Annotated in this window: 20 protein-coding genes and 1 other RNA gene; 12 read left to right on the top strand and 9 right to left on the bottom strand. The window is 69.8% G+C overall.

What is annotated here, in order from left to right; translation table 11 throughout:
• Positions 1-45: 45 nt before the first annotated feature.
• Positions 46-1185: a sensor histidine kinase gene (locus DMC64_RS26880; RefSeq protein ID WP_037345963.1), complete on the bottom strand. Its 1140-nt coding sequence runs from the start codon at positions 1183-1185 to the stop codon at positions 46-48.
• Positions 1182-1859 carry a sensor domain-containing protein gene (locus tag DMC64_RS26875; RefSeq protein WP_037345966.1) on the bottom strand — a complete coding sequence of 226 codons (678 nt, stop codon included), beginning with the start codon at positions 1857-1859 and terminating at the stop codon, positions 1182-1184. The genes DMC64_RS26880 and DMC64_RS26875 overlap by 4 nt, the downstream gene beginning before the upstream one ends.
• A 155-nt stretch (positions 1860-2014) precedes the next feature.
• Between DMC64_RS26875 and ssrA the strand changes: the two genes are divergently transcribed.
• From ssrA to DMC64_RS26855, 4 genes are all read left to right on the top strand, one after another.
• Positions 2015-2387: a transfer-messenger RNA gene (gene ssrA, locus DMC64_RS26870) on the top strand.
• Positions 2388-2532: 145 nt separating this feature from the next.
• Positions 2533-3174: a TetR/AcrR family transcriptional regulator gene (locus DMC64_RS26865; RefSeq protein WP_125735768.1), complete on the top strand. Its 642-nt coding sequence runs from the start codon at positions 2533-2535 to the stop codon at positions 3172-3174.
• Positions 3171-3737 carry an SRPBCC domain-containing protein gene (locus tag DMC64_RS26860; protein ID WP_125735767.1) on the top strand — a complete coding sequence of 189 codons (567 nt, stop codon included), beginning with the start codon at positions 3171-3173 and terminating at the stop codon, positions 3735-3737. The genes DMC64_RS26865 and DMC64_RS26860 overlap by 4 nt, the downstream gene beginning before the upstream one ends.
• Before the next feature lie 149 nt (positions 3738-3886).
• Positions 3887-4102 carry a hypothetical protein gene (locus tag DMC64_RS26855; RefSeq protein ID WP_037345970.1) on the top strand — a complete coding sequence of 72 codons (216 nt, stop codon included), beginning with the start codon at positions 3887-3889 and terminating at the stop codon, positions 4100-4102.
• Here DMC64_RS26855 and DMC64_RS26850 read toward each other — a convergent pair.
• The gene (locus DMC64_RS26850; RefSeq protein WP_125735766.1) at positions 4090-4875 is read right to left on the bottom strand and encodes an IclR family transcriptional regulator; all 786 of its coding nucleotides are present in this window, start codon (positions 4873-4875) and stop codon (positions 4090-4092) included. The two genes, DMC64_RS26855 and DMC64_RS26850, sit on opposite strands and share 13 nt — an antisense overlap.
• A 371-nt stretch (positions 4876-5246) precedes the next feature.
• On the opposite strand from DMC64_RS26850, the gene hutH reads away from it, so the two are divergent.
• From hutH to hutI, 5 genes are read left to right on the top strand one after another with little or no spacing between them, the layout of a single operon-like run.
• Positions 5247-6773 (top strand): histidine ammonia-lyase, encoded by a 1527-nt coding sequence (gene hutH / locus DMC64_RS26845; RefSeq protein WP_125735765.1) that lies wholly within the window; start codon positions 5247-5249, stop codon positions 6771-6773.
• A gap of 4 nt (positions 6774-6777) precedes the next feature.
• Entirely contained in the window at positions 6778-8430 is a 1653-nt protein-coding gene (hutU, locus tag DMC64_RS26840; protein ID WP_125735764.1) for a urocanate hydratase, read from the top strand.
• Positions 8427-9623 (top strand): allantoate amidohydrolase, encoded by a 1197-nt coding sequence (locus tag DMC64_RS26835; protein ID WP_125735763.1) that lies wholly within the window; start codon positions 8427-8429, stop codon positions 9621-9623. Before hutU ends, DMC64_RS26835 begins: the two co-directional genes overlap by 4 nt.
• Positions 9620-10924, top strand: a complete 1305-nt coding sequence (locus DMC64_RS26830) for a formimidoylglutamate deiminase (RefSeq protein WP_125735762.1) — start codon at positions 9620-9622, stop codon at positions 10922-10924. The genes DMC64_RS26835 and DMC64_RS26830 overlap by 4 nt, the downstream gene beginning before the upstream one ends.
• Entirely contained in the window at positions 10912-12078 is a 1167-nt protein-coding gene (hutI, locus tag DMC64_RS26825) for an imidazolonepropionase (protein ID WP_125735761.1), read from the top strand. The genes DMC64_RS26830 and hutI overlap by 13 nt, the downstream gene beginning before the upstream one ends.
• 27 nt (positions 12079-12105) lie before the next feature.
• Here the strand turns inward: hutI and DMC64_RS26820 are convergent, their stop codons facing one another.
• Together DMC64_RS26820 and DMC64_RS26815 are read right to left on the bottom strand one after the other, a co-directional pair.
• Positions 12106-12864 carry a hypothetical protein gene (locus tag DMC64_RS26820; protein ID WP_125735760.1) on the bottom strand — a complete coding sequence of 253 codons (759 nt, stop codon included), beginning with the start codon at positions 12862-12864 and terminating at the stop codon, positions 12106-12108.
• Positions 12861-13070 (bottom strand): hypothetical protein, encoded by a 210-nt coding sequence (locus DMC64_RS26815; protein WP_016331662.1) that lies wholly within the window; start codon positions 13068-13070, stop codon positions 12861-12863. Before DMC64_RS26815 ends, DMC64_RS26820 begins: the two co-directional genes overlap by 4 nt.
• 139 nt (positions 13071-13209) lie before the next feature.
• Here DMC64_RS26815 and DMC64_RS26810 point away from each other — a divergent pair, with 139 nt between their 5' ends.
• Both DMC64_RS26810 and DMC64_RS26805 read left to right on the top strand, forming a co-directional pair.
• A complete protein-coding gene (locus DMC64_RS26810) occupies positions 13210-14790 on the top strand; it encodes a histidine kinase (protein WP_233629828.1) in 1581 nt (526 codons plus the stop codon).
• Complete coding sequence (locus tag DMC64_RS26805; protein ID WP_037345991.1) at positions 14765-15439, top strand: response regulator transcription factor; 675 nt, start codon at positions 14765-14767, stop codon at positions 15437-15439. Before DMC64_RS26810 ends, DMC64_RS26805 begins: the two co-directional genes overlap by 26 nt.
• Here DMC64_RS26805 and DMC64_RS26800 read toward each other — a convergent pair.
• Positions 15384-16505, bottom strand: a complete 1122-nt coding sequence (locus DMC64_RS26800; protein WP_125735758.1) for an FAD-dependent monooxygenase — start codon at positions 16503-16505, stop codon at positions 15384-15386. The two genes, DMC64_RS26805 and DMC64_RS26800, sit on opposite strands and share 56 nt — an antisense overlap.
• Before the next feature lie 43 nt (positions 16506-16548).
• Here DMC64_RS26800 and DMC64_RS26795 point away from each other — a divergent pair, with 43 nt between their 5' ends.
• A complete protein-coding gene (locus tag DMC64_RS26795) occupies positions 16549-17094 on the top strand; it encodes a TetR/AcrR family transcriptional regulator (RefSeq protein ID WP_037345997.1) in 546 nt (181 codons plus the stop codon).
• Positions 17095-17235: 141 nt separating this feature from the next.
• Here the strand turns inward: DMC64_RS26795 and DMC64_RS26790 are convergent, their stop codons facing one another.
• From DMC64_RS26790 to DMC64_RS26780, 3 genes are read right to left on the bottom strand one after another with little or no spacing between them, the layout of a single operon-like run.
• Positions 17236-17982, bottom strand: a complete 747-nt coding sequence (locus DMC64_RS26790) for an ABC transporter permease (protein ID WP_125735757.1) — start codon at positions 17980-17982, stop codon at positions 17236-17238.
• On the bottom strand, positions 17979-19019 hold the full coding sequence (locus DMC64_RS26785) for an acetylhydrolase (protein ID WP_125735756.1): 1041 nt from the start codon (positions 19017-19019) through the stop codon (positions 17979-17981). The genes DMC64_RS26790 and DMC64_RS26785 overlap by 4 nt, the downstream gene beginning before the upstream one ends.
• On the bottom strand, positions 19016-19933 hold the full coding sequence (locus DMC64_RS26780; RefSeq protein WP_125735755.1) for an ABC transporter ATP-binding protein: 918 nt from the start codon (positions 19931-19933) through the stop codon (positions 19016-19018). Before DMC64_RS26780 ends, DMC64_RS26785 begins: the two co-directional genes overlap by 4 nt.
• Between the last annotated feature and the right edge of the window lie 5 nt (positions 19934-19938).

The following is a 19938-nucleotide window of genomic DNA, read 5'->3' as shown; positions in this document are numbered from 1 at the left end:
CCAGCGTCGTGAGTGAATGGCAGAGCCTATTCACTCACGAGCGGGTCACCATTGGCACGGCAGGTCCGCGCGAATCACCGTCGGGCCGCCGGGCGGGCTGACGACGGTGATCACGCCGTCGATCGTGGCCGCGCGGTCGGCGAGCCCGGCGAGGCCGCCACCCGGCCGGACTTCGGCGCCGCCGTGCCCGTTGTCGGTGATCTCGACGATGACCATCGACTCGGTGCGCCACACCTTCACGCCCGCTTCGGTCGCGCCCGAGTGCTTCGCGATGTTGGTCAGCGTCTCGCCGACGATGAAGTAGGCCGTCGTCTCGACCGCGGCAGGCGGTCGCGGCTCGACGTCCACCTCGACGTCGACGTGGATCGGCGATTTCGCGGCCTGCGCGGACAAGGCGGCGTCGAGACCGCGGTCGCCGAGGACGGCCGGGTAGATCCCGCGGGCGAGATCGCGCAGTTCCGACACCGCGAGCTTGGCGTCGAGATGGGCTTCGTCGATCAGCTCGCGCACGGCGTTCGGGTCCTGGTCGAACTTCGACTTCGCGCGGCCGAGACTCATCGCGACGGCGACCAGCCGCTGCTGGGCCCCGTCGTGCAGGTCTCGCTCGATGCGGCGGCGTTCGGCCTCGGCGGCGTCGACACCGCGAGCCCGCGACGCCTGCAGGCGCTCGGCCTTCTGCTCCAGTTTCGCGGCGCGGTTCGGGCCGAGCAGCGAGTACGCCAGGTTGCCGTGCAGCCATCCGACCCACGGGGTCACCCAGATCGCCATCGGCAGCAGCACGACCGACGCGATCGCGATCGGCAGCTCCAGGCAGGCCAGCGGGAACGCCGCCATCAGGTAGGCGAGGTCACGCCAGGTCGTCGCGTCGGTCAGGCGGGTCAGCCAGCGCTTGACCAGCGAAAGTCCTTCGAGGGGGAGCCGCTCGACCGGCTCCAGCGGGGTTTCGAGCATCGTCCGCGCCCAGCCCCGCTCCCGGTCGGCGGACCAGCGGATGAAGCTGGTCGTGGCCATCAGGATCGGGAAGCCGATCCACACCACCGCGGTCGCGATGCCGACCGCCAGCCCGACGACGATGAGGATGAACTGGAGCAGCCGGAAGAAGAAGCTGACGAACATGTAGGCGATCGTTCGCATCGGCCGCGGCCGCGGGATCCCCACCTGCTGTACCTGCTGGTCGATCGTCATCCGTGAACCTCGCCCCAAGAATCTTCCAGACGGCGGCGCTGGGCGTAGGTCGGCCCGAGCAACGCCGTCGCCAGCCGGGCATGCATCCCGGCCAGTGCCTTCGTCAACGCTACCGAGAGCGCGACGCAGAGCACTCCGAGCGCCGCCCAAGGCAGCGCCGAGACCGTCGAATCGACGGTGAACCACGCGTTCTCCCAGGTCGGGAAGCGGTACTCGCCGCCGGGCAGGAAGCGGTAGTAGATCGGCAGCCCGGCGAGGCCGAGACTGGTCGACCAGAACACCGTGACCAGTACGAACTCGATGATCCCGAGCGGGAAGAGCAGGAAGAAGTAGCCGAGGTCGCGCCACGTCGAGCCGTCCTTCAGGCGCGCCTTCCAGCGCACGGACTGGCCGGCGACGGGCAGCGGGAGGTACGGCAGGTCGATGTAGCGGTCGAGCAGCGCGTACACCCTGGCGCGCTCCATCCGGGCCGCGCCGCGGACCGTGAGGATCACCAGGGCGAGGATCGGCAACCCGATCCAGACGACCGCCGTGCCGACGCCCGCCGAGATGAAGGACGTCAGGAGCGCGAAGGCCAGTACGCCCATCGGCAGGTTCATCAGCAGGTAGACCAGCGAGCCGCCGAACGACGGATCGGACCTGCTCAGCTCCCGCTCGGCCGCCAGCGAACTCATGGTCGTGCTCCTCTCCTGTTCGAGGAGTCAAGCATCGCGCCCGGGGACGTCCGCTGACATGGTGCTCGCGGGCATCTCCCAGGTAGGGCTAGCCCCACCTGCGGGATTAACCCGGTTGCCGCCCGCGTTATGATGTACAGGTTGTGTCCCACCAAGGGGGTGAACGGTTTCGACTTTGGACGTTGAATCAGGAGAAGCGTGCCGGTGCAGGCGAGAGACCACCGTAAGCGTCATCGCAAACCAATAAGCGCCGAGCCTAAGAGCCAGCGCGAGTTCGCTCTTGCTGCCTAAGCAGTAGAGCAACTCTGTCGGTCCGGGGTCGCCTCCGACCCGGTCACCGGCATCAGCTAGGAGGCTTACCGTCACACTCGGCTACGGGGTGTGATTGGGAAACAAACAGTGGCTGGGCTCGTCACTTCAGCTTGTTCGCGTGACTGAAGGGGCCAAGTAGAGACATAGCGGACTGCGCACGGAGAAGCCCTGATGATTCGCCAGAGGACCCGGGTTCAATTCCCGGCACCTCCACCGTTTCGCCGAAGCGGCCCTACCCCTCAGGGGTAGGGCCGCTTCTTCTATGTGGGGGCCTGAGCCGAGTTTCGCTACAGCAGTTGCGTAATCACTTCGGGGACCGCTAGGGTTCATTTACGAAACGGCCGTAGCGAAAAGGAGTGCGATGTCAGCCGAGGAGAGGCGCCGGGGGCGGCCGAGGGATGAGCAGGCCGATGGGCGGATTCTCGACGCCGCGCTGGAAGTGTTGCTGGAGAACGGATACGACCGGTTCTCCATCGACGCGGTCGCCGCGATGGCCGGGGTCGCCAAGACCACGTTGTACCGGCGTTGGCCGACCAAAGACCACGTGATCGTGGCGGTGGTGGCCAAGATGCAGGACGAGGTGCCGGTGGTCGACACCGGCGATCTGCGCGCGGACCTGGTCGGCTACCTCACCGAGATCGCCGCCGGACTGAACCGGATGCGCAAGGCCGCCAGGTCGAAAGAGGCGAGCGACCGGTCCGCCGGGCTGGTCGCCGAGATCGCCGCTGCCGCCGCCCGGCATCCGGACATCGGCGCCGCGGTGGGGCAACTCTTCGCGCGCCGCAACACCCTGCCGATCAGCCTCATCCACCGGGCGCGTGAGCGTGGCGACCTGCCGCAAGACGTCGACCCGGAGGCGCTGTTCGATCAGCTCGCCGGGGCGCTCTATTACCGGCTGCTGATCACCGGAAATCCGATCGGACCGGCGTATGTGCGCACGTTGGTCGGTACCGCGCTCAGTGGAATCTCCCCAACCCTTCCCGTGAAAAGGACCACGTCATGACCACCACGTCTTCGCCAAGAGTCCGGATGTCCCGCCGTCGCCGGATCGCGCTCATCGGCGGGATCGTGCTCGCCGTGCTGGCCGGCTATGTCACCTGGAGCAACCTGCGCCCGGTCGCCCTGACCTCCTCGATCGAGATCGACGCCCCGGCGGACAAGGTGTGGCGGGTGCTCACCGATCTCCGCGCCTATCCGGCGTGGAACCCGTTCGTCATCTCGGCGGAGGTGACCTCGGACGGTGGCACGCTCAAGGAGGGAGCCACCCTGCGCAATGTCCTGCGCGACAAGACCGGCGACACCACGTTCACCCCGACCGTGCTCGCGGTGACACCGGAACGGGAACTGCGCTGGCTCGGGCGGATCGGGCCCGGACTGATCTTCGACGGCGAGCACCGGTTCGAACTGCGTCCGCTCGGCCCCGGCCGGACCCTGCTGGTGCAGAGCGAGCGGTTCACCGGTGCGCTGGTGCCGTTCGTGGTGAGCAGCCTGCGGGCCGATACGTTGCCGCAGTTCGAGGCGTTGAACCGGGCGCTGGCTCAGCGGGCGACGGCGCTCCCCAGTTGAATCACGGAGAGTAGCTAAAGCAGGGTCGATTCCATCTCGATTCACCCGCAATGGCGATCTTGTTCCGGTGAAGTGTCATGCTGTGTGTCCGACCATGGCTCTCTTTCGAAACGACCCCGTGTCGCCGGAGGGCCGGAAGAAGGTGGCAGATGACCTGGGCCAGGCATTCCAGTCGTCCCGACCCCGCTGAAGACCAGAGCCGGATGGCAGGTGTGCGCGCGGAGGAAGAAGTCCGCCTCACCCTGCAGAACGGCAGAGCAGCTCGAACCGTCGCAGGGCACGCCTCGGATGCCATCGACTGCGCGGAACTGCTGGCGATGCTCGGACTCGAGGGAGTCCAGAAGAAGCACGCTCAGCGCACCTGACCCCCGATCCGGCTGGTCAATTCGGCCGCGGTCAAACGGACCTCTTCGGCGAGATCGGGCCAAGTCTCCTCGCATCCCCCGGCCCCTGGGCAGAGGTGGCGGAGGGTCACGCTGATCGCGGCCATCGGCCGGCCGCCGTGGTCGAAGACCGGGCAGGCCACCGAGGCGAATCCTTCGGTGATGTGACCGTCTTCGACCGCCCAGCCGAGCCTGCCCTCCGCGTTCAGCGTGCGGCGCAGTTCGGCGAGGGTGCGCGGGCCGCGACCGGTGCGCAGGACGAACGCCGACGCGGCCGGGAAGAGCGCGCGCACATGCGGCGACGGCAGATGCCGCAGGATCGCCCTGCCCGACGCCGTGAGCTGGCCCGGGAGCCGGACGCCGACCTCGGTCACCAGGGTTTCCGGGCGGGTGGGGCGTTCTTTGACCAGGTAGAGCGACTCGTTGCCGTGCAGCACGCCCAGATGTGCGGTGTGGCCGACGCGGTCGGCGAGTTTGCGCAGCAGCGGGACCGCGAGTCGTTCCAGCGGGTCGTGCCGCAGGTAGGCCGAGCCGAGTTCGAACGCGGCGATGCCGAGGCCGTAGCGGCGCTCGGCGGGCAGGTGTGTCACGAAACCGGCGGCTTCGAGTTCGGCGAGCAGGTGATACGTCGTCGAGCGCGGGAGGCCGAGTTCGCGCGCGATCGCGGCCGCGGACACCGGGCCGGGCCGCGCGGCGAGGGCGCGGAGGATGCCGAGGCCGCGTCGTAGGGCTGGTACTTCGCTGCTCTCGCCCATGGCCGGCCTCCTTCGTTTCGTGCGGCTGTTTGTGCGGCGGGGGAGCAAGGGACCTTTGCTACCACTTCTCTCAATGTCGAGACGAGTGGTAGCAAAGGTCCCTTGCTCCCTTTTCGCAGGTGGGAGCGGTGACTGTGTGGATTTCGGGTCATCCGACGCACCAAAATCCACACAGTCGGTAGTCACCGCTACGCGGGGTAGGAGGTGTGTGGATATAGGGACACTCAACGTCTCTATATCCACACACCCCCTGCCCGGCGGCGACCCGTGGTAGCAAAGGTCCCTTGCTCCCACCGTGCGTGTCTTGGATACCAGACACAACCACCGGTTGGCGCCGCCCACCAGCGGGCATGGCGTTGTCCAATGGGGCCATGCCGGAAACCGTACTTCTGGGGTCCGAACCGCTTCGGCCCGAACAGGTCGTCGCGGTCGCCCGTGACCACTCGCCCGTCGCGGTCAGCGAAGCGGCCGAGAAGAACCTTGCCGCGACGCGTCAGCACATCGACGACCTCGCGCACGCCGAGACGCCGACGTACGGCGTTTCGACGGGCTTCGGGGCGCTTGCCACCAGGCATATCCCGCTCGAGAGCCGCACCGCGCTCCAGCGGTCGCTGATCCGGTCGCACGCGGCCGGCGCGGGGCCGGTCGTGGAGACCGAGGTCGTCCGCGCGCTGATGTTGCTGCGCCTCCGCACCCTCGCCAGCGGGTACACCGGCATCCGTCCGCAGACCGCGCAAGCGCTTGCGGCCATGCTCAACGCCGGGATCACCCCGCTCGTCCACGAGTACGGCAGCCTCGGCTGCTCCGGCGACCTCGCGCCTCTCGCCGCTGTCGCGCTCGCGCTGATGGGGGAGGGCGAAGTCGAGTACAACGGCGAAGTCGTCCAGGCCGCCGTAGCGCTGAAGCACGCCGGGATCGAGCCGGTCGTTCTCGCGGAGAAGGAGGGCCTCGCCCTCACCAACGGGACCGACGGCATGCTCGGCATGCTCCTGCTCGCCGCCGCCGACCTGCGCAAGCTGCTCGACACCGCCGACATCACCGCGGCGATGAGCGTCGAAGCGCTCCTCGGCACCGACCGCGCCTTCGCGGCCGACCTCCAGGCGCTGCGCCCGCACCCCGGGCAAGCAAGGAGCGCGCTACGCATGTGGACGGCGCTGCAGGACTCGAAGATCGTCGAGAGCCACCGCGGCCCCGACTGCAACCGCGTCCAGGACGCGTACTCCCTCCGCTGCGCGCCCCAGGTGCACGGCGGCGCGCGCGACAGCCTCACACACGCCGAACTCGTCGCCGAGCGTGAGCTTCATTCCGCGGTCGACAACCCGGTCGTGTTGTCCGACGGCCGCGTCGAGTCCAACGGCAACTTCCACGGCGCCCCGGTCGCGTACGTGCTCGACTTCCTCGCCATCCCGCTCGCGGACGTCGCGAGCATCGCCGAGCGCCGCACGGACCGCATGCTCGACAAGGCCCGTTCGCACGGCCTGCCGCCGTTCCTCGCGTTCGACCCCGGCGTCGATTCCGGCCACATGATCGCCCAGTACACGCAGGCGGCCGTGGTCAGCGAGCTCAAGCGGCTCGCGGTGCCGGCGTCGGTCGACTCGATCCCGAGCAGCGCCATGCAGGAGGACCACGTTTCCATGGGCTGGTCCGCCGCCCGCAAGCTGCGCAAGGCCGTCGAGGGCCTCAACACCGTCCTCGCCATCGAACTGCTCACCGCCGCGCGCGCCCTCGACATGCGCGCGCCCCTGGTCCCGTCGCCGGTCACCGGCCGGGTCCGGGATCTCGTCCGCACCAAGGTCGAGGGCCCCGGCCCCGACCGTCATCTGGCGCCGGAGATCGCCGCCGCCGAAGAACTCGTCGCGTCGGGTGCCGTCCTCGCCGCGGCCCAACTGGAGGTCTGAGCCCATGACCCGCACGGTCCGTGCCGCCCGAGGCACCACGCTCACCGCGAAGAACTGGCAGACCGAAGCCGCGCTGCGGATGTTCCACAACAACCTCGACCCCGAGGTCGCCGAGCGCCCCGAGGACCTGGTGGTCTACGGCGGAACCGGCAAGGCCGCCCGTAACTGGGCCAGCTTCGACGCGATCACCCGCGAACTGACCACTTTGGACGCCGACGAGACGCTGCTCGTCCAGTCCGGCAAGCCGGTCGGCGTGTTCCGCACGCACGAATGGGCGCCGCGCGTGCTCATCGCGAACTCCAACCTCGTCGGCGACTGGGCGACGTGGCCGGAGTTCCGCCGGCTGGAGGCCCAGGGCCTGACCATGTACGGCCAGATGACCGCGGGGTCCTGGATCTACATCGGCACGCAGGGAATTCTGCAGGGCACGTACGAGACCTTCGCCGCCGTCGCGAAGAAGCGGTTCGGCGGCAGCCTCAAGGGCACGCTCACCGTCACCGCCGGTCTCGGCGGCATGGGCGGCGCCCAGCCGCTCGCGGTCACGATGAACGACGGTGTCGCGCTCGTCATCGAGTGCGACCCGCAGCGCGCGCACCGCCGTGTCGAGACTCGCTACCTCGACGAGGTCGCCGACGACCTCGACGACGCGATCCGCCGGGTGGAGGCCGCGAAGAAGGAGAAGCGCGCGCTGTCCGTCGGCGTGGTCGGCAACGCCGCCGAGGTGCTGCCCGAACTGCTGCGCCGTGGCGTCGAGGTCGACATCGTCACCGACCAGACCTCCGCGCACGACCCGCTTTCCTATCTGCCCAAGGGAATCGGCGTCGACGAGTGGCAGGACTACGCGGACAAGAAGCCCGACGAGTTCACCGAACGTGCCCGCGAGTCGATGACGGAGCACGTCGACGCGATGCTCGGCTTCCTCGACAAGGGCGCCGAGGTCTTCGACTACGGCAACTCCCTGCGCGGCGAGGCGAAACTCGGCGGCTGCGAGCGCGCGTTCGACTTCCCGGGATTCGTGCCGGCCTACATCCGCCCGCTGTTCTGCGAGGGCAACGGCCCGTTCCGCTGGGCGGCGCTGTCCGGCGACCCCGAGGACATCGCGGCGACCGACCGCGCGATGCTGGAACTGTTCCCGGAGAACGAATCTCTCGCTCGCTGGATCCGGCTCGCCGGGGAACGCGTTGCCTTCCAGGGCCTTCCGTCGCGGATCTGCTGGCTCGGCTACGGCGAGCGGCACCTCGCGGGGCTGCGGTTCAACGAGATGGTCGCCAGCGGCGAGCTGAAGGCTCCGGTCGTCATCGGCCGCGACCACCTCGACTCGGGCAGTGTGGCGTCGCCGTACCGCGAGACCGAGGGCATGGCCGACGGTTCCGATGCGATCGCCGACTGGCCGCTGCTGAACGCGCTGGTCAACACCTCGTCGGGCGCCAGCTGGGTGTCGATCCACCACGGCGGCGGCGTCGGCATGGGCCGCTCCATCCACGCGGGCCAGGTCAGCGTGGCCGACGGAACCCCGCTGGCGGCGCAGAAACTCGAGCGCGTGCTCACCAACGACCCGGGCATGGGCGTCATCCGGCACGTCGACGCGGGCTACGACCGCGCCGCCGACGTCGCCGACGAGCGCGGCGTGCGGGTGCCGATGCGGGACGCCGAGTGACCGCGTCCTCGCTGCTGGAGGAGATCTCGGACGTCGGCCGCGACCCGAAGCGTGGCGGCTATTCCCGCCACGCCTTCGACGCGGCCGAGACCGAACTGCGCGCGTGGTTCGTCGAGCGCGCCGGACGGCTGGGACTGGGCGTCGAGACCGACCGCAACGGCAACATCTGGGCCTGGTGGGGAACACCCGGCCCGGACGCGGTCGTCACCGGGAGCCATCTCGACTCGGTGCCCGGCGGCGGTGCCTTCGACGGTCCGCTGGGTGTCGCCAGCGCGCTCGACGCGGTGGAGATCTTGCAGGCCAAGGGATTCCGTCCGGCCAAGCCGTTCGCGGTGGTGGTCTTCGCGGAAGAGGAGGGCGGCCGATTCGGTGTGCCGTGCCTCGGCTCGCGCCTGCTGACCGGGACCATCGACGCGGACAAGGCACGCGGCCTGCGCGACCCGGACGGTGTCACGTTCGCCGAAGCGGCGGCGAAATCCGGCCTCGATCCCGAGCGGATCGGCCGGGACTCCGAGCGGCTCGGGCTGATCGGGCGGTTCCTGGAACTGCATGTGGAGCAGGGGCGCGGGCTGATCGACCTCGGCTCGCCGGTCGCCGTCGGCAACACGGTGATTGCGCACGGACGATGGCGATTCTCCTTCCAGGGGCAGGGAAATCACGCCGGTGCGACGCTGATCGGCGATCGTCGTGACCCGCTGATCCCGGCGGCGGAGACCGTTCTCGCCGTGCGGAAACTGGCGAAGGCGACCGCTGACGCGAGGGCCACCGTCGGCAGGCTCGTGCCGACGCCCGGCGGGACGAACGTAATCGCGTCCACTGTGGACCTGTGGCTGGACGCGCGGGTGCCGGGCACGGATACGCCCGAGCTGGTCGCGGAAATCGCGAAGCTGGCGGAAGAGGCGGCCGGACAGGAAGGATGCCGCGTCGAGGTCACCAGGGAGTCGTACTCCGACGACGTGATCTTCGACGACGCGCTGCGCCGTGACCTGAGTACGTGGCTGGGCGGGCCGCCGGAACTGCCGACCGGTGCCGGGCACGACGCGGCGATCCTCGCCGGGTTCGTCCCGTCCGGAATGCTCTACGTGCGTAACCCCACCGGGATCAGCCATTCCCCGGAGGAGTTCTCCGAAGCGGAGGACGTCGACCACGGTGCCCGCGCGCTCGCGGACGTCCTGGAGAAACTGTCGACATGACGACATATTGGTGTGAACGCGCCTGGTTGCCGGACGGGATCGCCGACGCAGTCCGGATCGAGGTCGACGGCGGCAAGATCGCTTCCGTGACGGCGAACGCGCCTCGCCAAGGGAATGTCCTTAATGGACTGACCTTGCCGGGTTTCGCGAACGGGCACTCGCACGCGTTCCACCGTGCGTTGCGCGGGCGGACGCACCACGACCGCGGGACCTTCTGGACGTGGCGCGAGCGGATGTACTCGCTCGCGTCCCGGCTGGATCCGGACTCGTATTACCGGTTGGCGCGCGGGGTTTATGCCGAGATGGTGCTGGCCGGGTACACGAGCGTCGGCGAGTTCCACTACCTGCACCACGCGCCGGGCGGAAAGCCTTACGCCGAGCCGAACGCGATGGGCGAGGCGTTGCGGCAGGCCGCCAGGGACGCCGGGATCCGGCTGACGTTGCTCGACACCTGTTACCTCGCGGGCGGGATCGGCGTCGAACCCGACGAGGTGCAGCGGCGGTTCTCCGATGGGACGGCCACCAAGTGGGCGCAACGAGTCGGCGAATTGCGGGAGGACGGGACGTTCAGGGTCGGGGGCGCGATTCACTCGGTACGCGCCGTCCCCGAGGACGAATTGTCCGAAGTGGACAGCGGGACGCCCGAGGATCGTCCGCTGCACATCCATCTTTCCGAGCAGCGGGCCGAGAACGAGCAGTGCATGGCGGCTTATCACTGGACTCCGACGGGGCTGCTCTGGGACAACGGTGTGCTCACTGAGCGGCTCACCGCGGTGCATGCGACGCACCTGACGCCAGGGGACGTCAAGTGGCTCGGTGAGGCGGGGAGTCGCGCCTGTTTCTGCCCGACGACCGAACGGGATCTCGGCGACGGCATCGGCCCCGCGCGGACGCTGCTGGACGCGGGGGTGCGGCTGTCGATCGGCAGCGACAGCAACGCGGTCGTCGACACGTTCGAGGAGACCAGGGCGCTGGAACTGAACGAGCGGCTCGCCAGTGAGAAGCGCGGCCGGTTCACCGCCGAGGAACTGCTCGCGGCCGCGACGGATCACGGCGCGGTCGGCTGGGACGAGGTCGGCGCGCTGGCTCCGGGCGCGGGCGCGGACCTGGTCACGGTCGGGCTCGGGTCGGTGCGGACCGCGGGGATCGAGCCGTCCGGCGTGGTCTTCGCTGCTTCGGGGGCGGACGTCCGGGACGTCGTCGTCGCCGGGCGTGAGATCGTCCGCGACGGCGTGCATCAGCTGGTCGACCGGCCGGAAACGGTCTTGGCCAAGGAGATCGAGGCATTGTGGCAGTCCTGATCACGGGAATCGGCGAGCTCACGACGAACGACGCCGAACTGGGCAAACTCCGCGACGCGGCCGTCGTCATCGAGGGCGAAGCGATCGCGTGGGTCGGTTCGGCGGCGGACGCGCCCGACGCGGACGAGCGGGTCGACGTCGAAGGGCGTGCGGTGCTGCCCGGTTGGGTGGACAGCCACACGCACTTGGTCTTCGCTGGGGACCGGACGGCCGAGTTCGAGGCGCGGATGGCCGGGAAGGCGTACAGCGCCGGGGGCATCGCGGTCACGGTCGACGCGACGCGGTCTGCTTCCGACGAGCAACTGGCGGCGAACCTGCGGCGTCACGTGGACGAAGCGGCGAGGCAGGGTACGACCTGCCTGGAGACGAAGACCGGATACGGGCTCAACGTCGAGGACGAGGCTCGTTCGGCGCGGATCGCGGCCGATGTGGCCGACGAGGTCACGTTCCTCGGTGCGCATCTGGTGCCGCCGGGTGCGGACGCGGAGTCCTATGTGGACCTGGTGTGCGGTGACATGCTCGACGCCGTGGCGCCGCTCGTGCGGTGGGCCGACGTGTTCTGCGAGACCGGTGCGTTCGACGAGGCGCAGTCCGGACGGGTGCTCAAGGCGGCGCGGGAGCGCGGGCTCGGGCTGCGGGTGCACGGGAACCAGCTGGGGGAGGGGCCGGGTGTGCGGCTCGCCGTCGAGCTGGGGGCGGCGAGTGTCGACCACTGCACGTACCTGAGCGAAGCGGACGTCGAGGCTCTCGCTGCTTCGGACACTGTCGCGACCTTGCTGCCGGCGTGCGATCTCTCGACGCGGCAGCCGCTGGCGCCGGCGCGGCGGCTTCTCGACGCGGGGGCGACGGTGGCGCTGGCCAGCAACGCGAATCCGGGCAGCTCGTACACGACGTCGATGGCGTTCTGCGTGACGACCGCGGTGCTGCAGATGCGGATGACGATCGACGAGGCGGTGTGGTCGGCGACGGCGGGCGGTGCCCGCGCTCTGCGGCGTGACGACGTGGGCTTCGTGCGGCCAGGGGCGCGCGCCGACCTTCACGTGCTGGAGGCGCCTTCGACGACGCACCTCGCGTACCGGCCGGGGGTGCCGCTGACGGCTGGGGTGTGGCGGCGCGGAAGGCGTCTGACCAGCGGTTTCGCCTCAAAGTGGTAGCAAAGGTCCCTTGCTCCCCCGCGCGGGTCAGGAGGCTTGGCCGAGGGTCTCCTGGACGCGTTCGCGCAAGGCGGGCGGGAGTTCGTCGAGCAGGTGGGACCACTGCTCGACCCGCTTCTCGCTCAGGTGCGTGAGCAGGTCGAGCACCGGCGCCCACAGGTCCTCGTCGGCGGCCGCGACGCCCAGGAGACCGCGGAACCGGGCTTCGGGCAGCAGCCCGAGAACGTGATCGATCCGGCTCTTGTCGTCGAGGACGAACGCGATCCGGATCAGCGCTTCGTCACCGATGACGGCCAGCGCCCGGCGCACCGTCGGATCGGGCAGGTGACCGACGAACCGGCCGACGGTGATCCAGTCCTCGCGGCGCACCAGCTCACCGGCCACCTCGACGACGGTGTCGAGCGGGATCCGCGCGATGATCGCGCTCGCCCGGCGCGGGTCCAGTTCGGCCGCGACGTCGGCCAGGTACGGCGGCTTCAGCCGCTTCGCGACGTCGACGCCCCGGGAGACGTCGACCAGCCCGGCGATCCGCGCGCACAGAAGCGGGCCGAAGACCTTCTCGGCGATCTTCGCGAGAATCGGGCTCGGGACGAGCTTGCTCGCCATCGCCATCCGCTCCAGGGCGGCGAGGTTGGCGTCGAACAGCGTGTCCGTGACCTGCTCGCGGAACGCCTGGAGCTCGGCGGCGTCCACGTTCTCCAGGTACGAAAGCCGTTCCGGGGTGGTGCCGAGGACGCGGGCGAGTTTGAGGATCTCCGCCTGCGAAGCGAAGTTTCCGGTGGTCACAGGCCCACCACCTTCCGAACGGCGCCGCGCAGAAGCGCGGGTACGTACTTCAGGCCCTCTTCGCCCGCTTCGGCCAAGGCCTTGGCCTGGCGGTGGCGCGCGTCCCGCAACGCGTCGGAGAGGTCCTGTTTCTCGTGGTCGGCCAGCGCTTCGATGCCTGCCGGGACAGGACCGCCTAGCTGACCGGTGAGTGTGCGCTCGGCCATGGTCGATCATCATGCCTCATCGGGCCGGGGAAGCAGGGGACCTTTACTTTCGTCCATGGCGGACCGCTCGTCGCGGCTTGTAGCGTCCTGTCGTGTGAAGGACGCTGAGGAGCCCGTACGGCGTGGGCGACGGCTGGTCATGGACGTCGCCTTGTGGCTCGGGCTCTGCGGCTGGGTGGTCATCGACGCCGGATCCAGCACGAGGCACTGGGAGCTGCTCGCCGGGCTCGCCGCGACCACCGCCGCGATCGCGCTGGCGCGCCGGTATCCGCTCGTCTCGCTCGCCATCGCGATGGTGGCCAGTTTCGTGGTGATGGGCAGTTTCGGCGGCCGGGTGCCGATCTGGGAAGGCTTCGTCCTCGTCGCGGTCGGTTACCTCGCCGGCTATCGGCAGCCGGTCGCGAAGCCGATGCTGCGCCTCTTCGCCGCCGTTTCGGTGCTGGCGGTCCCTGTCGCACTGCTGTGGAGCAAAGATGGCTTCGCGTCCTGGGGTGCGCTGCTCGGCGTCCTCGTCTTCGCGGGGGTGACGCCCTGGCTGCTGGGCAGGTATGTCCGGCAGCGCGAGGACATGGCGCGTGACGGCTGGCGTCGCGCCGAGGAGATGGAGAGCCGTCAGCGGCTCGTCGCCGATCGCGCGCGGCTGCGCGAGCGCACCCGGATCGCCAGTGACATGCACGATTCGCTGGGCCACGAGCTGAGCCTGATCGCGGTGCGCGCGGCGGCGCTGGAGGTCGCGGGCGGACTCGACGAACCACAGCGGCGCGCCGCGGGCGAGCTGCGGCAGAGCGCCGCGACGGCGACCGAACGGCTGCGCGAGATCATCGGCGTCCTGCGTGAGGACGACGCGCCGACCGAGCCGGTGCACGAGAGCATCGACGAACTGCTCGACCGGACCAGGGCTTCGGGCGTGCTGATCGAGTCCTCAGTGGACGAACCGCTCGACGGCGAGCCGCAGATGGTCGACCGGGCCGCGTACCGCGTGGTCCAGGAATCGGTCACGAACGTGGTGAAACACGCGCCGGGCGCCGCGGTCACGGTCCGGGTCGTGCGGTCCGAAGGGCAGACGGACGTCGTGGTCACCAACTCCGCGCCGCCCGCGGGGCCGCTACCGGGCAGGACGTCGGGCAAACGCGGGCTGATCGGCCTGCGCGAACGGGTGCGTTTCGTCGGCGGAACTCTGCGGGCAGGCCCCCGTGACGGCGGATTCGAGGTCAGCGCGACCTTGCCGCACGACGCGGCGCCGTCGGAGGAATCGCCCGAGAGCCAGGCGGCGATGGACGCCGAGGTGGGGCAGTCGACGTCGGCGAGGGAACTGGAACGCGCCCGCCGGGACGTCCGGCGCAGCCTGATCCAGGCGATCGTCGTGCCGATCGGGCTCTTCGGCGTGGTGGTCGGGATCAGCGGGGCCGTGTTCCTGGTGCAGTGGTACGGCTCCGAACTCCCCGGTGGGGACTACGCCCGCATCCACGTCGGCCAGACCCGCGCGGAGATCGCTTCCCTCTTGCCGAGCGGTCAGCGGATCGCGCGACCCCGCACGGTGGAGGCTCCCGTGCCGCCGGGGGCGACATGCGAGTACTACGGCACCGAGCGCAGCGTGTTCAACTTGAACTACGAGGCCTACAGGCTGTGCTTCGCCGAGGGGAAACTCGTGGCGAAGGACTTGATCAGCGAAGACGAGCAAAAGGGGGACCCGGATGATCCGGGTGGTGCTGGCCGATGACGAGGCGATGATCCGCGCCGGGGTGTCGGCGATCCTGGCCGCGGACGCCGGGATCGAGGTGGTCGCGGAGGCCGAGGACGGGCGCGCCGCCGTCGAACAGGTCCGCGCGACCAGGCCGGACGTCGTGCTCCTCGACATCCGAATGCCGGTCATGGACGGGCTCAAGGCGGCTGAGGAGATCCGGCGGCTGCTGCCCGAGGTCGGCGTGATCATGCTGACGACGTTCGGCGAGGACGCCTACATCGAACGCGCGCTCGGCCTGGGCGCGAGCGGTTTCCTGCTGAAGTCCGGCGATCCCCGCGAGCTGCTCGGCGGTATCCACGCGGTCGCGGGTGGGGCGGCGTTCCTTTCGCCGAAGGTCGCACAGCGGGTCATCGCGCGCTTCTCCGGCAATCAGGTGTCCCGAGCCGAAGAGGCGAAGGCGCTGATCGAGAAACTGACCCCGCGTGAGCAGGAAGTATTGGCACTGCTGGGTTCCGGACTGTCCAACGCGGACATCGCCGCGAAACTGTTCGTCGTCGAGGGCACGGTGAAGGCCTACGTGAGCACGATCCTCAACCGGCTCGGCGCGCGGAACCGGGTGCAGGCCGCGATCACCGCGTACGAGGCGGGGCTGGTCGGCGGGGGACGGGAGGAGTCCAGCCGCTGACGCCGGCGCCGATGCGTGCGGTGAGCGCGCCGGGGAGCAGCCGGAACACGCCGTTGCGGACGGCCACGGCGAGCGGATTGCGCAGCTGCGGCCCGACTTTTCCCGCCTGGACCGAGGCTTTCACGACGCCTTGGCTGCGCGGGCGGCGCTGCTCGTCGTAACTCTTCAATGCCGCGTCGACGTCTGCGATGGTGCTGAGCGCGGCAGCGAGGACGACGGCGTCCTCGATCGCTTGGCAGCCGCCCTGGCCGAGGAACGGCGGCATCGCGTGGGCCGCGTCGCCGAGCAGCGCGACGCGGCCTTTCACGTATGAGGGCAGGGGAGTGCCGAGCAGATAGAGATCGTGGTGGAGCAGCGTCTCGGGCGCGGTCGCTTCGACGAGTTCGGGAATGGGGTCGTGCCAGCCGCCGAAGCGGTCTCGCAGATACGACTTCGGGTCCTCGTGGCGGACGCCCGCTTCGGCGACGTAACTCGCCCACCAGTAGACGCTGTCGTCGTGCAACGGGATGACGCCGATCTCGGCGCCGTCGTCCCAGCTGGTGCTGAGTTCTGTGGGATGAGGGAGGGTAGTCACCGCGCGGACGGCCGTGCTGCCGCTGTAGACCGGTTCGGGGTGTCGTGGCCACAGCTGCTGGCGGGCCATGCTGTGGATCCCGTCCGCGGCGACGATGACGTCGGCGTCGAGGTCGTCGAGGCGGGTGACCTCGACGCCGGTGCGGACGCAACCTTCGGGAAGGGCGTCGTGGAGCGCGCCGATGAGATCCGCGCGGTGGATGGCGGCGAGCGGGCGGCCGTGATGACGGCGGAACGCCTCGGCATCCCAACGGGTGATGCGGCGGCCGTCGCGGTCGTGGAGGCCGCCGGACGCTTGTTCCCGCAGCTTGCCGAGGTGCACGCCCAGCGTCTCGAGTGAACGCAGCGCGTTCGGCCACAGGGAGATGCCCGCGCCGGCGGCGGTGAGTGCCGGTGCCTGTTCGAGGACGGTGACCTCCCAGCCGATGCCGTGCAGCCCGATGGCGGCGCTCAGTCCGCCGATTCCCCCGCCGATCACGATCGCTTCGCGCATGTCGACCTCCTCTACAATTGTAGAGTACTACTACACTTGTAGAGTGCGAAAGGCGACGATCGGGGACGCGGCCATCGAGGTCATCGCGGCCGAGGGGATGCGGGGGCTGACGCATCGCGCGGTCGACCGGTTCGCCGGGCTGCCGCCGGGTTCGACCTCGTACTACGCGCGGACGCGGGCGGCGCTGCTGGAGCTGGCGATCTCGCGGATGGTCGAACTCGACGAGGTCACCCTCGACCCGCCGCCCGGGCGGCTGGCCGAGTACGTGGCGGGGTTCGCGCACGCGGCGATCACGAAGGGGCGGACGCGGATGCTCGCGAGGTACGAGTTCGCGCTGGAGGCGACGCGGCGGCCGGAGCTGCGGGAGGCCTACGACCGGGGTGGGCTGGTGATCCGGCGGCGGTGCGCGGAGGTGCTCACGGCGTGCGGATCGGCGGAGCCCGAGCGGCACGCGCGGGTGCTCGTCGCGTGGCTGGAGGGGACGGTCTTCGACGCGCTGGCCGGGACGGGGTCGCTGCGGCCGCCGGGGCTGGAGGAGCTGACGCGGGGGGCGCGGGAGGTTTTGGCGGGGCTCGGGGTGGCGGGGTAGCAAGGGACCTTTGCTACCACTCTGGGCGCCGGTCCTGGAGCGAGAAGTCGCGAAAGCCACTTTCGGGACATCTGACGTCCTGAAAGTGGCTTTCGCGACGTGCGGCCGGCGCGGGTGGTAGCAAAGGTCCCTTGCTCCCCGTCAGGCGTCGCGCCGCCGCAGCACGGTGGAACCGGTGACAAGACCGGCCGCCGCCCAAGCCGCACAGAGCGCGACGCCGACCCAAGGCGCGTAGGGCGCGATGCCGCCGAAGATCGGATTACGCTGCCCAGGAGTGACCATCGCGTTGACGCCCGCGAAGCCGGGGAAGTAGTTCACGAGGTCTTCCCAGCCCAGCGAACCGGCGAACATCGGGATCATCACCAGCAGCACGAAGACCGTCACGATCGTCCCCGCCGTCGAGCGCAGCGCCGTTCCCAGCCCGAGACAGAGCAGGCCCAGCAGCGCGAAGTAGGCGCCCATGCCCGCCGCGGTCGCGAGCACCTCGCCCACTGACGAGTCGGGCGCGGGGATCAGCGGCGCCGAGACCGCCACGCCGGCGAGCGTGTTCAGCACGCCGTAGCCGAACAGCACCGGCAGCAGGACGGCCGACTTCGCGGCGAGGACCCGGTTCCGCACCGGGACCCACTGCAGGGTCGAACGGATGCCGCCGCTGGCGTATTCGCTCGTGATGAACAGCGTCGCCAGCGCGACGACGGCGAACTGCGTGAGGTAGAACGCCGCCCCGGTCACCACGGCGTGCGGGGCCATCGGGCGGTCGCTGCCGTCCTGGAGCGCGAAGCCGAGAGCCGCCGAGTAGGCGAGCATCAGGAAGACCCCGCCGATCAGGCACCACCAGGTCGACCGGACCGACCAGAACTTGGTCCATTCCGAAGAGATCGTGTTCATCGTGCGCTCCACTGCTTGAAGAAGCCGGTCAGCTCGGTACGGAAGAACTCCAGCGCCTTCCGCGAGTCGATCGAGCCGTACTGGTTTTCGATCTCGGTCGGCGGCAGCTGCGGGCGCAGTCCCAGCTGGTCGATCAGGATCGCCGCGTCGGTCACCGACGAATGACCGCTGTTCTCGACCAGGTCCTGCCTCTTCGGGCCGGTGAGCCGCGGCCACGTCTCGTCCCAGGACGCGCGGAAGTACTTCTCGCCGGTCGGGCTGGTCAGCAGCAGGAACGGCCGGTCGATCGAGACGTCGCCGTAGAACGGGCCGTCGACGTTCACGCCCGCTTTGATCCGCCGGTCGGCGGTCATCGCGGCGGCGGTCGCCGAACCACCGGCGGAGTGACCGGCCATCCCGATCTTCGTCGCGTCGATCGACCAGCGCCGGTCCTTCAGCAGCGTGTCGACGACGAACGACGTGTCCACGGCACGGTTGGCGATCGCGGCGGGCCACGGCTCACCCGGCAGTCCACAAGCGACGCACTGGCGCAGCCCGTCGGGGAACTCCGTCGCCCAGGCTTCGTAGGCGTGGTCCACCCCGGCGACCACGAAACCTTGTGCGGCAAGGTGTTCGGCCACCGAGGTCAGCGTGATCCGGTTGTTGCCCGCGCCCGGCGAAAGCACCACCAGCGGACGCCGTCCCGGCAGGGAGGGCGCGTTCTCCCGTGAGTGGACCCGCACCTTGCTCAGCGCGTCCGGCGGCAGGTCGAGCTTCCGCCCGGCGACCGCGGCCGCCGACTCGGCCTTGGTCATGTACAGCGGCGCGCGGCCGATCGGCACGGCCGGGTACCAGACGTTGACCATCAGTTCGCGGCGCTTTTCGGGCACCCAGGGATCGGCTCTCCGCTGATCGGTGAGATGCAGCGTGCGCAGCCCGATCGGGAACGGGCTGTCCGGCGCGGGCAGCGACAGCGCCGGAGCCGGTGCCGCCGACGCGGCCGCCGGCACCCCCAGCAGGCCGGCGATCACCGCCACCATGACCACGAGTGATTTCATGCCGCGACTCCTGTTCCGTATTCGACCGACGACGCGGTCAGTTCCATGTACGCCTGTTCGAGCGAGGCGGTTCGTTCGGTCAGCCCGTGCACGCGGATCCCGAGTTCGTGCACCGCGTCGCCGACGAGATGAATGGGCAGGTCGTGCACGACCAGTTCGCCCTGATCGGCTTCCGTGGTCGCGCCGAGCGCGTGCAGGCGCTGTTCGAGGACATGCAGATCGGCGGGGGCGGGCACCCGCACCACGACCGAGGTCCGTGAATTGCCCGCGATGAATTCGTCGACCGGCGCGTCGGCGAGGAGCTTCCCCTTGCCGATGACGACGAGCCGGTCCGCGGTCAGCTGCATCTCGCTCATCAGGTGGCTCGACACGAACACCGTGCGGCCCTCCTCCGCGAGCGAACGCATCAGATGCCGCACCCAGCGGACGCCGTCGGGGTCGAGACCGTTCACCGGCTCGTCGAACATCAGCACGCCGGGGTCACCCAGCAGGGCGCCGGCGATCCCGAGCCGTTGCCCCATGCCGAGGGAGAACGTTCCGGCGCGTTTGCCCGCGACGTCGCTGAGGCCGACCGTCGCGAGCACCTCGTCGACCCGGCTCGCCGGGATCCCGTTGCTGCGCGCCATCGCCAGAAGGTGTTTGCCCGCGCTCCGGCCGGGGTGCAGCGCCTTCGCCTCCAGCAGCGCGCCGACCTCGCGCAGCGGGAAGCGCAGGTCCTCGTACCTCTTGCCGTCGATGCGGACTTCACCGTCGTCCGGCGCGTCGAGACCGAGCGTCATCCGCATGGTCGTCGACTTGCCCGCGCCGTTGGGACCGAGGAAACCGGTCACCTTGCCCGGCTCGACGGCGAAGGTCAGCCCATCGACCACCGTCTTCTCGCCATAGCGCTTCGTGAGTCCTCGAAGCGTGATCATCCGCG

The sequence above is a fragment of the Amycolatopsis sp. WAC 04197 genome (assembly GCF_003947475.1).
Classification (GTDB): Bacteria; Actinomycetota; Actinomycetes; order Mycobacteriales; family Pseudonocardiaceae; genus Amycolatopsis; species Amycolatopsis japonica.
This window is presented reverse-complemented; position numbering and strand designations above follow the sequence as displayed.

Coding starts and splice junctions, on each gene's coding strand:
- DMC64_RS26880 (WP_037345963.1), bottom strand. CDS start 1,185: ATGACGATCGACCAGCAGGTACAGCAGGTGGGGATCCCGCGGCCGCGG.
- DMC64_RS26875 (WP_037345966.1), bottom strand. CDS start 1,859: ATGAGTTCGCTGGCGGCCGAGCGGGAGCTGAGCAGGTCCGATCCGTCG.
- DMC64_RS26865 (WP_125735768.1), top strand. CDS start 2,533: ATGTCAGCCGAGGAGAGGCGCCGGGGGCGGCCGAGGGATGAGCAGGCC.
- DMC64_RS26860 (WP_125735767.1), top strand. CDS start 3,171: ATGACCACCACGTCTTCGCCAAGAGTCCGGATGTCCCGCCGTCGCCGG.
- DMC64_RS26855 (WP_037345970.1), top strand. CDS start 3,887: ATGACCTGGGCCAGGCATTCCAGTCGTCCCGACCCCGCTGAAGACCAG.
- DMC64_RS26850 (WP_125735766.1), bottom strand. CDS start 4,875: ATGGGCGAGAGCAGCGAAGTACCAGCCCTACGACGCGGCCTCGGCATC.
- hutH (WP_125735765.1), top strand. CDS start 5,247: ATGCCGGAAACCGTACTTCTGGGGTCCGAACCGCTTCGGCCCGAACAG.
- hutU (WP_125735764.1), top strand. CDS start 6,778: ATGACCCGCACGGTCCGTGCCGCCCGAGGCACCACGCTCACCGCGAAG.
- DMC64_RS26830 (WP_125735762.1), top strand. CDS start 9,620: ATGACGACATATTGGTGTGAACGCGCCTGGTTGCCGGACGGGATCGCC.
- DMC64_RS26815 (WP_016331662.1), bottom strand. CDS start 13,070: ATGGCCGAGCGCACACTCACCGGTCAGCTAGGCGGTCCTGTCCCGGCA.
- DMC64_RS26810 (WP_233629828.1), top strand. CDS start 13,210: ATGGACGTCGCCTTGTGGCTCGGGCTCTGCGGCTGGGTGGTCATCGAC.
- DMC64_RS26805 (WP_037345991.1), top strand. CDS start 14,765: ATGATCCGGGTGGTGCTGGCCGATGACGAGGCGATGATCCGCGCCGGG.
- DMC64_RS26800 (WP_125735758.1), bottom strand. CDS start 16,505: ATGCGCGAAGCGATCGTGATCGGCGGGGGAATCGGCGGACTGAGCGCC.
- DMC64_RS26790 (WP_125735757.1), bottom strand. CDS start 17,982: ATGAACACGATCTCTTCGGAATGGACCAAGTTCTGGTCGGTCCGGTCG.
- DMC64_RS26785 (WP_125735756.1), bottom strand. CDS start 19,019: ATGAAATCACTCGTGGTCATGGTGGCGGTGATCGCCGGCCTGCTGGGG.
- DMC64_RS26780 (WP_125735755.1), bottom strand. CDS start 19,933: ATGATCACGCTTCGAGGACTCACGAAGCGCTATGGCGAGAAGACGGTG.